Below are 11,765 nucleotides of genomic sequence, written 5' to 3' on the forward strand. Positions count from 1 at the left end.
CTCTTTGACAATTAAATAGCGAATCGGATTGATTTAGAGATCAGCTAGCGTCATCTGCTGTTATGCAGTGGATGTCACAATACAGAATTATTAAACTGGAGAGTTTGATTCTGGCTCAGATTGAACGCTGGCGGCGTGCCTAACACATGCAAGTCGAACGCGAAAGTCTCTTCGGAGATGAGTAGAGTGGCGCACGGGTGAGTAACGCGTGGATTATCTACCTACTGGTACGGGACAACAGTTGGAAACGACTGCTAATACCGTATACGCTGGTAACGGGAAAGGGGGCCTCTTCTTGAAAGCTCTCGCCAGTAGATGAGTCCGCGTTTCATTAGCTAGACGGTGGGGTAACGGCCTACCGTGGCAACGATGAATAGCAGGCCTGAGAGGGTGGCCTGCCACACTGGGACTGGAACACGGCCCAGACTCCTACGGGAGGCAGCAGTGGGGAATATTGCGCAATGGACGAAAGTCTGACGCAGCGACGCCGCGTGGAGGATGAAGGTTTTCGGATCGTAAACTCCTGTCAAGAGGGAAGAAACCTATCAAGACTAATACTCTTAGTAATTGACGGTACCTCTAGAGGAAGCACCGGCTAATTCAGTGCCAGCAGCCGCGGTAATACTGAAGGTGCAAGCGTTAATCGGAATCACTGGGCGTAAAGCGCTCGTAGGTGGCTTTGTAAGTCAGGTGTGAAAGCCCACGGCTCAACCGTGGAATTGCACTTGATACTGCATCGCTAGAGTATAGGAGAGGGAAGTGGAATTTCTGGTGTAGGAGTGAAATCCGTAGAGATCAGAAGGAACACCCGTGGCGAAGGCGACTTCCTGGACTATTACTGACACTGAGGAGCGAAAGCGTGGGGAGCAAACAGGATTAGATACCCTGGTAGTCCACGCCGTAAACGATGGGTACTAGGTGTTGGGGGCTTGACCCTCGGTGCCGTAGTTAACGCGTTAAGTACCCCGCCTGGGGAGTACGGTCGCAAGGCTGAAACTCAAAGAAATTGACGGGGGCCCGCACAAGCGGTGGAGTATGTGGTTTAATTCGATGCAACGCGAAGAACCTTACCCAGGCTTGACATCCTGCGAATGCCCAAGAAATTAGGCAGTGCCCTTCGGGGAATGCAGTGACAGGTGCTGCATGGCTGTCGTCAGCTCGTGCCGTGAGGTGTTGGGTTAAGTCCCGCAACGAGCGCAACCCCTATCCTTAGTTGCCACCAGGTAATGCTGAGCACTCTAGGGAGACTGCCCGGGTTAACCGGGAGGAAGGTGGGGACGACGTCAAGTCATCATGGCCCTTACGCCTGGGGCTACACACGTACTACAATGGTACATACAAAGGGTTGCGAGACCGTGAGGTGGAGCTAATCCCAAAAAGTGTATCCCAGTCCGGATAGGAGTCTGCAACTCGACTCCTTGAAGTCGGAATCGCTAGTAATCCCGGATCAGCATGCCGGGGTGAATGCGTTCCCGGGCCTTGTACACACCGCCCGTCACACCACGAAAGTTGGTTCTACCCGAAACCAGTGAGCTAACCGGCAACGGAGGCAGCTGTCTACGGTGGGGCTGATGATTGGGGTGAAGTCGTAACAAGGTAGCCGTAGGGGAACCTGCGGCTGGATCACCTCCTTTAAAGAAAAAAATCCGATTCGCTATTTAATTGCAAAGAGTTTTGCATTAACCAACTTCTGGTTGGTTTTAGCTCTTTACAAAGATAGGCTATGGGCCTGTAGCTCAGTTGGTTAGAGCGCACGCCTGATAAGCGTGAGGTCGGAAGTTCAAATCTTCCCAGGCCCACCATCTACCCAAGTGGGGGCGTAGCTCAGCTGGGAGAGCACCTGCCTTGCACGCAGGGGGTCAACGGTTCAATCCCGTTCGCCTCCACCATTTTGGTGGAAAAGCTTATATGATCTTTTACAAGTAGTTTTTTGGTAGTCATCATTACTTTGCGTAAGTAGTGGTTACAATCCAAGTAATATACTTGGCTGAAACCTTGACGGTTTCTGCTCTTTTACAATCGATAGGGACGGAAAAGAATGTCCGTAGAAAAATAAGTTATTAAGGGCAACTGGCGGATGCCTTGGCACTAGAAGGCGATGAAAGACGTGGTAGGCTGCGATATGCTGTGGTGAGGAGCCAAACATCCTTTGACCCACAGATTTCTGAATGGGGAAACCCAGCGGGAGTTATGTCCCGTTATCTCTTTACTGAATACATAGGTTTAGAGAGGCTAACCGGGGGAAGTGAAACATCTCAGTACCCCGAGGAAAGGAAATCAAACGAGACTCTCTTAGTAGCGGCGAGCGAACGGGGAATAGCCCAAACCGTCGTGTTTCGACACGGCGGGGTTGTAGGGCAGTCATCAAGTGATTCAGAATTAGATAGGAGAACAAGCTGGGAAGCTTGACCGTAGAGGGTGAAAGTCCCGTATCTGAAGTCGAACCTGACACTGACTGTTCCTGAGTACCGCGGAACACGTGAAACTCCGTGGGAATCTGGGAGGACCATCTTCCAAGGCTAAGTACTACCTAGTGACCGATAGTGAACCAGTACCGTGAGGGAAAGGTGAAAAGAACCCCTGTTAGGGGAGTGAAATAGAACCTGAAACCAGTTGCCTACAAGCTGTGGGAGCATCCTTGAGATGTGACCGCGTGCCTTTTGCATAATGAGTCAGCGAGTTAATCTACTGTGCAAGGTTAAGCGAAAGTGGAGCCGTAGCGAAAGCGAGTCTGATAAGGGCGACAAGTACAGTGGATTAGACCCGAAACCAGGTGATCTATCCATGAGCAGGTTGAAGCTCAGGTAAAACTGAGTGGAGGACCGAACCAGTATCGGTTGAAAACGATTTGGATGACTTGTGGATAGGGGTGAAAGGCCAATCAAACCTGGTGATAGCTGGTTCTCTCCGAAATATATTGAGGTATAGCCTCGAGGTAGTTTAACGGGGGTAGAGCACTGACAGGGCTAGGGGGCTCACCAGCTTACCAAACCCTATCAAACTCCGAATACCGTATAAATGATCCTCGGGAGTCAGACTGCGACTGAGAAGGGCCGTAGTCGAAAGGGAAACAGCCCAGACCGACAGCTAAGGTCTCCAAATCCATGCTCAGTGGAAAAGGCGGTGGAATTTCCTAGACAGCCAGGAGGTTGGCTTAGAAGCAGCCATCCTTTAAAGAAAGCGTAATAGCTCACTGGTCTAGAGATTCTGCGCCGAAAATGTAACGGGGCTAAGCATGGTACCGAAGCTTCGGATCAGCACTTTGTGCTGGTGGTAGGAGAGCGTTCTCTACTGGTTGAAGGTGTGTTGTGAAGCATGCTGGACGGTAGAGAAGTGATTATGCTGACATGAGTAACGATAAAATGGGTGAGAAACCCATTCGCCGTAAGCCCAAGGTTTCCGGGGTAAAGGTAATCTGCCCCGGGTTAGTCGGCCCCTAAGGCGAGGCTGAAAAGCGTAGTCGATGGGAAACAGGTTAATATTCCTGTACTTGTATAGATGTGCGATGGAGGGACGGAGTAGGATAGGCACGCTGGCTGTTGGAATAGCCAGTACAAGTGTGTAGGGTTGAGATATAGGCAAATCCGTATCTCTACATGCCTGAGACACGATGTGGTGTTCGCAAGAACGTAAGGTGTTGAGTCCATGCTTCCAAGAAAAGCTTCTAAGTTTAGTCTATGCAAACCGTACCGCAAACCGACTCAGGTGGGCGGGATGAGTAATCCAAGGCGCTCGAGAGAACTGTAGTTAAGGAATTCGGCAAAATGACCCCGTAACTTCGGGATAAGGGGTGCTCTTTGTTGTTAGTTTCTTAGCGAAACAAAGCAACGGAGAGCCGCAGAGAAATGGCGGTGGCGACTGTTTACTAAAAACATAGGTCTATGCAAAGTCGTAAGACGACGTATATGGACTGACGCCTGCCCGGTGCCGGAAGGTTAAGGGGAGTTGTTAGCATTAGCGAAGCAGCGAACCGAAGCCCCGGTAAACGGCGGCCGTAACTATAACGGTCCTAAGGTAGCGAAATTCCTTGTCGGGTAAGTTCCGACCTGCACGAATGGCGTAACGATCTCCGCACTGTCTCAACTACAGACTCGGTGAAATTGAATTCGCGGTGAAAATGCCGTGTACCCGCAGCAAGACGGAAAGACCCTGTGCACCTTTACTATAGCTTGACATTGGGTTTTGGGCTAGCATGTGTAGGATAGGTGGGAGGCTTTGAAGCAGGCACGCCAGTGTTTGTGGAGCCAACCTTGAAATACCACCCTTGCTAGTCTAAGGCTCTAATCCTCTACCGTTATCCGGTTAGGAAACAGTGTCTGGTGGGTAGTTTGACTGGGGCGGTCGCCTCCTAAAGAGTAACGGAGGCATACAAAGGTTCGCTCAGACTGATTGGAAACCAGTCGTTGAGTGCAAACGCATAAGCGAGCTTGACTGCAAGAGAGACATCTCGAGCAGGAACGAAAGTTGGTGTTAGTGATCCGGTGGTTCCGCATGGAAGGGCCATCGCTCATTGGATAAAAGGTACGCCGGGGATAACAGGCTGATCGCGCCCAAGAGTTCACATCGACGGCGCGGTTTGGCACCTCGATGTCGGCTCATCACATCCTGGGGCTGAAGCAGGTCCCAAGGGTACGGCTGTTCGCCGTTTAAAGTGGTACGCGAGCTGGGTTTAAAACGTCGTGAGACAGTTTGGTCCCTATCTGCTGTGGGCGTAGGAGATTTGAAAGGACTTGCCCCTAGTACGAGAGGACCGGGGTGAACGAACCTCTGGTGGGTCAGTTGTCGTGCCAACGGCATAGCTGAGTAGCTACGTTCGGAAGGGATAACCGCTGAAAGCATCTAAGCGGGAAGCCTCACTTAAGATAAGATCTCCCTCTCATTTATGAGCTAAAGGATCCTGGTAGACCACCAGGTTGATAGGCTGGGTGTGTAAGGGCAGCGATGCCTTCAGCTAACCAGTACTAATAGTCCGTGAGCCTTATTTTTCTACACAAAATCATTCTTTTCCTCCCTATTAGATTAATATTTCAGGGTTAGCCCTTTGACGTGGCAGCAGGGTAAATACTGCTCGCCTTTCCAAAGAACTGACTGACCCGCCATATTTTTCTAGTGGCCACGGAGGTTGGGGTACACCCGATCCCATTCCGAACTCGGAAGTTAAGCCGACCATCGCCGATGATACTGCAGGGGAGCCTGTGGGAAAGTAGGTCGCTGCTAGATTTTTTTTATGCCCACTGGTGTGATGTGATTTACTTCTTTCCACACTAAGTAAGGTAGCCAAATTTTTCTTGGTGGCCACGGAGGTTGGGGTACACCCGATCCCATTCCGAACTCGGAAGTTAAGCCGACCATCGCCGATGATACTGCAGGGGAGCCTGTGGGAAAGTAGGTCGCTGCCAAGATTTATTTCAGAAATCCCGTTAGCTATAAAGCTAACGGGCTTTCTTTGTTTGTATGCTCTGCCTACTTTCCCACAGGCGAGAATGAGTGCCAAGGGCACGAGCGTTTGATCCTAGGCGGACACGCCGACGGTCAAACTACTCTATGAGGTCGAAAAGTAGCCAAGTCAGAAAAGAGTAGCTTAGCCTTTCTTCTTTGGCTTCTTTACATCGCCTGAAAGATCTTCTCTTGCCATCAAAGCATCATACCGAAATATTCCTGTCCCTGCTCAAGCCTTGCCTACCTCATCCCGTTTCTTTGAATCAAACCAAGTCCCAAGCTTGCCCTTCCCACGCTCCCGCGGGGGGACGGGGGAAGCTAGCGTTCTTCCAGCTTTGCATAAGCCATCCGTAATGCTCGTTCCTCACAAACGGCTGCCGCTACCTTTCCATTCCCCGAGCGCTTTGACTCGTCATTCCACCCGTCCTCTTCCCGTCCTTATTCTCGGAATATTCACGGTGGTTCGTATTGAGTTTCACGTATGTTCTCAGGCACGAAAAACAATGCCGAGAAAATGACTTCAATGCGAGACAGGAAGGAAAGAGGCTGTCTATCTGGTCAAATAAATTCGTTATTAGCAGAACGTTTGAAAGAGTCTAGAGAGACAATTTGTGAATGAAAATGAGTGAGTTGCCACAAGAGACATTACGTCAGAAGGCGTGGTAACCTTGAGGTGCTTTCTCAGGCAAGACTAAACATAAAAGCTCAGAACTGCATATAGTACACAGTAGCTGAGCGTGAAAGTGGAGATACTATGGTGGGAAGCGGGAGCAACTAACTTGTAGTCGCCCATCTCGTAACAAAGGTAATAAAAAAGCGCTCCAACCTGGGTTAGAGCGCTTTGTAAGTCACTTTATTTGTAAGTTACATTACCGGTACGAGCTTGTCGCGGTACTGAGCAGGGATAGAGTTGATATTTACAAAACTCAGCTGTTTTTTGCCGTCTTCTTTTTCGATTTTATCTACAACTGCGGCATATGTGTCGTTATAGGTTTCAGGGAGCTTCCACATTGCACCGGTAATTGGGTCGACAATAAGCATTCCGATTGGCCAAACACAAACTAAATTGCCAAAGTACCATCCATCAATAGAAGATTTTAATTTAGTTGTTTTTGTTTTCCCGTCTGCATACGTCCATTTTACTGTGTACTCACTTTTGGAAAAGTATCCAGATCCTGCATCGAGAGTAATTGTTGCAGGTGCTTTTTCTTTTTTAATGAGAGTTCCTTCGTCATCAAAGATTTCAAAAGAAACATTTTCTTTCATGCTTGAGAAAGCAATGTCATATTTTTTCTCGCTTGCGATTGTTGCACAACCTGTAAGAGCAAAAGCAAGCATGAGTACAACTAACAATTGAATTTTCTGAGACATCCTGTTCCCCTTTAATGGTTATAAGTAGTGTGTGTCTAATTTAGTAAAGAAAGAAGAATTGATGTAACGTTTGTTACATACTATTTATGAAAAATATGGTGTAACGATATAGTTTGAATGGTTACTCAAGGGTTAAGATCTAACGCTATTTATTTTTTGCGAAGAAGTAGCAGTGCACTCATCAATGAAAAAATCTGAAAAGGTATTGTAAGGTTACGTTTTAGATGATGAGCGTTTTGTTGAGTAAAATTAGTGCTACAACTACCTGAAAGTTGCTTTCAAAAGTGCCAACAATCTTGCCTATAGGTTGCTGATATGTTTAGGTAGCTGAAGGGAGAGCATTGTCTATGAACTCAAATTTCGTTCTTTCGCATGCAATACAAGAAGCTAGTGAGCAGCTGACAATTCCAGATGGTAGAACCATTTCTACGGTCACTGTTAAGACCGTAGAGGCGTTTTCAAAAGCAGAGGGCTGCTCGTTTATTGAGATAGAAAAGGCTGCCTTGGAGCAGAATGTCCTGCCTGAGCGATATGTACGAAACTTTTCGCTACTATCCATGAAAGATCAGATGACACTGCTTTGTTCCAAGGTTTTTGTTGTAGGTCTAGGCGGGTTAGGCGGGCATGTTATTGAACAGCTTGCACGTCTTGGGGTTGGTACTATCGTAGGCGCGGATGGAGATTTTTTTGAACCTACGAATTTAAACCGCCAGTTGAATGCGACGTTTGAATCTCTTGGAGAAAAAAAAGCCAAGCGGGCAGAGCGCCGACTTCGGTGTGTTAATCCTAGTTGTACGTTTATCGGTGTTGACCATTTTCTGCAGGGTGATGCCCTTGTGGATTACGCGAAGCATGTTGATTTAGTCGTTGATTGTCTTGGCGGGTTAGATACAAGGCTTGAGTTGCAAGAGGCAGCCGCAGCTTGTGAAGTGCCTTTGGTAACAGCCGCAGTTGCTGGCCTGACAGGGTATGTTGGTACAATTCTTCCTGGTAATACTGGCCCTGCAGAGCTGCTGGGCTCGGGTGGTGCAGCTGAAGATGTGCTAGGTACTCCGGCTCCGGCAGTCGCTGTAGCAGCGTCGTTGCAGGCTAACGAAGTACTTAAGACTCTATGTTGGGACAAGCCTTCTTCGTCACTCCTATTCTTTGATCTTATGGATATGAATTTTCAAAATGTAACCCTGTAGTGGTGCGTTGTATTAATAGCGGATGGTGTATGCTAGAGGAAGCCAAAAGAATAGAAAAGGTAGCAGCAATATCAAAAGTAACGTGGGTAGGGCTTATTGTTAACGTCCTTCTGGCGGTGCTTAAAATTGTTGCCGGGATTATGGGAAACAGCAGGGCAGTGACTGCTGATGGTATCCATAGTTTATCAGATTTGATTACTGATGTTTCCTTGCTGGTGGGAGTTCGAATGTGGACTGCACCACCGGATGAACTGCATCCATACGGACATCAACGATTCGAGACATTGATTACAGCAGGTATCGGTATCTTGCTTGCTGTTGTTGCTGTCGGTGTTGTTGTGGATGCGTCAGTTGCTTACTCTGAGCAGCATATTCATCATGCAAAGCTTGTAGCATTATGGGCAGCATTGGCGTCGATTGTGGTAAAGGAGATTCTTTATCGCTGGACAGCATACTATGGACGTATTCATAAGGCTCCATCTGTGGTGGCGAATGCATGGAATCATCGAAGTGATGCGCTAAGTTCTATTCCAGCTGCTGCCTCTGTGCTCGTTGCGCTTATTTTTCCTGAGCTGCACTGGGTTGACTTAGTAGGCTCAATTATTGTCGCGTTCTTCATTATCCATGCCGCATGGGAAGTGACTGTGCCGGCTGTGAATGAGCTTGTGGACAAAGGTGCCCCTGATGATGTTCTGGGTGGCCTTAAAGACCTTGTTCTTTCTGTAGAGGGAGTAATGGATGTGCACAAGCTTCGTACCCGCTATCAGGGACTGGCAGTTTTTGTCGATCTGCACATTTCAGTGGATGGCAAAATTACTGTTGAAGAAGGTCATGCTATAGCGGATTCGGTTGAGAATGTGCTTGAAAACAGTGAGTATGAAGTCGCAGATGCCCTTGTGCATGTTGATCCGGTTAGTAGTAATGATGCAAAGAGCCAGCAGCGCAGACGCCGGAGAAGAGGGCGAGACATGTTTTAAGTAAAAACTGGTAGGTGCTATAGTTAGGTATGGATAGTCACTGAGAACTTAGTTTTATCTGGATGGATTGTAAGCACTACGGGTATGATAAATATTGCATGTAAAAAAGCCGAAGCAGTTGCTTCGGCTTTTGTTGTCTAGTTGCTGGAACAGCTGCCACATCCACCGGATGGGCAATTGGGTTTGGATTTAGGGATAGGCCGTTTAGGCATAGGCACTTTCTCAAACTTAGCACCTCCGCCGCGGGCGAGCGTGCTCGGCAGGCGGTTTGTGCCGCTTCCGGGAATCGGGCTCGGGGCGCTTACCATACGGACTGTTTCAGTGCTGCCGCATGCAGGACAGGTTTCTCCTGAAGTGCAGTCTGAAGAAGCAATCTCTTCAAAAATTTCTTTGCATTTTTGACATTCAAAATCATAAAGAGGCATGTGCACTCTCCTGCGTATATTAGTCGTTATCAGCCGATTCAACGGCGAGGTACGTGCGTTAAGACAAATAGTTTATACCCTGGAGCGACGTGTCGCTTTTCAGGAGTGCTGAAGGACTACCAAGCCATCAGTGCAAAATCAAGTGCTAGCGATGCGCCTTTGTCCTGATGCCGAGCACATTAGGAAGAATCCATTGTTTGTTTTCGGTATTCCAGAAGTCTCCGATATAGCGGCCAGCCCACGCACGGGATGTTTGTGGAGTGCGCAGGTACATACTTGCTTCCGGCCCTCCTTCCACATACATGGCAGTAACAAGATTCAGATGTGATTCAAGGAGCCGTTTTGTGAATTTTCGTACTGTCATAGGGGTGCGGCAATGAATGAAAACAATGTTTCCGCTGGAATCTTTAGCTACGGCTGCAATAGATGTTTCTCGGGCTTTTTTAGGCCACAGCGGTTTGCGGGAGGCTGAAAAAAGCCGGTAGTTTTGAATGACAGTAGTGTATTGCGGCAGCAGGGCACCATGCTGCTGTTTGTGCCTGTCAATAATGTCTACAACCGGAATACCTGAACGTGTCGGATTGGCAACAAAGAACGAACCGAAACTGTTATGAATGAATCCGTTATTAATATGTCCTTTGTCGCGCATATAGCCGGTACTTTTTGTGTTATCCGGAAGATACATGGAAGCGTTAATAAGGGCTGTAAGGTTGTAACGCTTTGCCCATTCCTCGGGGGTAAACGCATCACCTTCCTTAGAACGCATCAATAGCATGAATTCGAATTCAGACGGTGAGATGCGCAAGGCAGTGATGGAAGATGACCGTAATCCGCCGGATTCTACAGGGATTTCTGCTATTGCAAGCCCTTTAGCAACCGTTGTCCATGTGACGCCGGCCATGAGTGGAGTACTCAGGCTCAGGAGGCATATGAATGCGATTGAAAGAGAAAGTATAACACGGCGGTAATGAATCATGTTGGGTAATTCCTGTATGATATGAAATAGTAACGGTATCTACAGGCAGCTAATCTATTTTGCGTCGACGTTAATGCTCCGTCTGAGGAAGGTGATAAAACAGAATCCTGCAAGCGCAAAAAAAGGCAGAGCAGGTAAAAAGCCCTGCTGGAAGATAGCCACAAACGCAATTGTAATAGAAGTGTATGGAACAAGCCAGTTAAGCATAAATGTTATGATCTTTCCCACGGCTCCCTGAGGTGAGCGGAGAAGCACAAACGTGATAAGAGCGGCAACAACTGCAAGATAGATAATCTGCCAAGAATACATACGAATTAATACTCCTTATGAATATTCCAGAATTTTTCTTATCTATTTAATACGCCTCGCTTTGGTGTCTGTCTACTTGAAACTAAATTAGTATATTTACATATTGACATATCAACTTCTCTTGATATACACATAAATGTAACAGCGGCATTACGTGATGTCGGGTTGTCCAAATAGAAATGTTGAGGGTAGTTTTGTGAAAATTATTGATGCTATTCAGAGTCAGAGTAAGCCGTTTTATTCTTTAGAATTTTTCCCGCCAAAAGAGAAAAAGCAATGGGATTCTTTTTTCTCTACTGTTGAGCGATTGAAGGCGCTTAATCCATTATTTGCATCTGTTACTTATGGTGCAGGCGGTTCAACACAGGATAATACCCTCGAAATTACTTCACGAATGAAGCATGTTGCCGGTATTGAGCCGATGGCTCACCTTACTTGTGTTGGTGCTTCGAGAGAGAAAATTAACGGGTTTATTAATAAATTGCGTGAAGCAGATGTTCATAACGTACTCGCGTTGCGAGGCGATTGTCCGCCGGATGAAAATTTCAGTTGGACAGATCAGGAGTTCAGATATGCATCAGATCTGGTTACTCTTGTGAGCAAGGAGCACCCGGATTTTGGGGTAGCTGTCGCAGGGTACCCGGCAGCGCATCCTGAATCACCAACGTTTGCAGATGATCTGCACTATACTCGTGTAAAGATTGATGCAGGCAGTGACTTTGTTGTTACTCAGCTGTTTTTTGATGTACGTGAATATTTTGATTTTGTTTCACGTTTACGCAGCAACGGTATCAATAAGCCTGTAATACCGGGTATTCTTCCGATACAGTCTCTGAACTCAATTAAACGTATTTTGAGCCTTTGCGGCGCAAATATCCCAGGTCAGCTGTATCTTACGCTGGAGGAAGCAAACGAGAAGGGCGGTGATGAAGCTGTTAAAGAAGCCGGTCTGAAGTTTGCGGTGAACCAGATTCGTCAGCTTGTGGATGGTGGAGCGCCGGGAATTCACCTATACACTCTGAATAAAGCGGACATGTGTCTGGAGCTGGCAGATAGAGTTAACTTATAAAACTAAACGGGG

At 47.5% G+C, this 11,765-nt stretch carries 7 protein-coding genes, 2 tRNA genes and 4 rRNA genes; 9 read left to right on the forward strand and 4 right to left on the reverse strand.

The features are described 5' to 3' along the window. Window positions 1–92 precede the first annotated feature (92 nt). From SP90_RS15870 to rrf (SP90_RS15895), 6 genes are all read left to right on the forward strand, one after another. A 16S ribosomal RNA gene (locus tag SP90_RS15870) occupies window positions 93–1,634 on the forward strand. Window positions 1,635–1,725: 91 nt separating this feature from the next. After that, window positions 1,726–1,802: transfer RNA gene (locus SP90_RS15875), tRNA-Ile, on the forward strand. An 11-nt stretch (window positions 1,803–1,813) separates the two neighbouring features. After that, window positions 1,814–1,889, forward strand: a tRNA-Ala gene (locus tag SP90_RS15880). Between the two features lie 161 nt (window positions 1,890–2,050). Continuing rightward, window positions 2,051–4,986, forward strand: a 23S ribosomal RNA gene (locus SP90_RS15885). 119 nt (window positions 4,987–5,105) lie between these two features. Continuing rightward, window positions 5,106–5,220, forward strand: a 5S ribosomal RNA gene (gene rrf / locus SP90_RS15890). 67 nt (window positions 5,221–5,287) lie between these two features. Beyond that, window positions 5,288–5,402, forward strand: a 5S ribosomal RNA gene (gene rrf, locus SP90_RS15895). Together the 16S, 23S and 5S rRNA genes with 2 tRNA genes alongside form the textbook arrangement of a ribosomal RNA operon. Before the next feature lie 901 nt (window positions 5,403–6,303). On the opposite strand, the gene SP90_RS15900 is transcribed toward rrf (SP90_RS15895), so the two are convergent. Continuing rightward, the gene (locus SP90_RS15900) at window positions 6,304–6,810 is read right to left on the reverse strand and encodes a hypothetical protein (RefSeq protein WP_066858684.1); all 507 of its coding nucleotides are present in this window, start codon (window positions 6,808–6,810) and stop codon (window positions 6,304–6,306) included. 347 nt (window positions 6,811–7,157) lie between these two features. Between SP90_RS15900 and SP90_RS15905 the strand changes: the two genes are divergently transcribed. Together SP90_RS15905 and SP90_RS15910 are read left to right on the forward strand one after the other, a co-directional pair. After that, window positions 7,158–7,997 (forward strand): HesA/MoeB/ThiF family protein, encoded by an 840-nt coding sequence (locus SP90_RS15905; protein WP_066858686.1) that lies wholly within the window; start codon window positions 7,158–7,160, stop codon window positions 7,995–7,997. 29 nt (window positions 7,998–8,026) lie between these two features. Beyond that, on the forward strand, window positions 8,027–8,974 hold the full coding sequence (locus SP90_RS15910; protein WP_066858689.1) for a cation diffusion facilitator family transporter: 948 nt from the start codon (window positions 8,027–8,029) through the stop codon (window positions 8,972–8,974). 137 nt (window positions 8,975–9,111) lie between these two features. On the opposite strand, the gene SP90_RS15915 is transcribed toward SP90_RS15910, so the two are convergent. From SP90_RS15915 to SP90_RS15925, 3 genes are all read right to left on the reverse strand, one after another. Then, on the reverse strand, window positions 9,112–9,399 hold the full coding sequence (locus SP90_RS15915) for an FmdB family zinc ribbon protein (RefSeq protein ID WP_066858691.1): 288 nt from the start codon (window positions 9,397–9,399) through the stop codon (window positions 9,112–9,114). A 145-nt stretch (window positions 9,400–9,544) separates the two neighbouring features. Further along, window positions 9,545–10,375: a phosphodiester glycosidase family protein gene (locus SP90_RS15920; protein ID WP_066858693.1), complete on the reverse strand. Its 831-nt coding sequence runs from the start codon at window positions 10,373–10,375 to the stop codon at window positions 9,545–9,547. A 54-nt stretch (window positions 10,376–10,429) separates the two neighbouring features. Beyond that, complete coding sequence (locus tag SP90_RS15925) at window positions 10,430–10,684, reverse strand: hypothetical protein (RefSeq protein WP_066858694.1); 255 nt, start codon at window positions 10,682–10,684, stop codon at window positions 10,430–10,432. Between the two features lie 196 nt (window positions 10,685–10,880). Between SP90_RS15925 and metF the strand changes: the two genes are divergently transcribed. Then, a complete protein-coding gene (gene metF / locus SP90_RS15930; protein WP_066858696.1) occupies window positions 10,881–11,753 on the forward strand; it encodes a methylenetetrahydrofolate reductase [NAD(P)H] in 873 nt (290 codons plus the stop codon). Window positions 11,754–11,765: the final 12 nt, after the last annotated feature.

It is taken from the genome of Halodesulfovibrio spirochaetisodalis (assembly GCF_001672295.1).
In the GTDB taxonomy this organism is placed as follows: Bacteria; Desulfobacterota; Desulfovibrionia; order Desulfovibrionales; family Desulfovibrionaceae; genus Halodesulfovibrio; species Halodesulfovibrio spirochaetisodalis.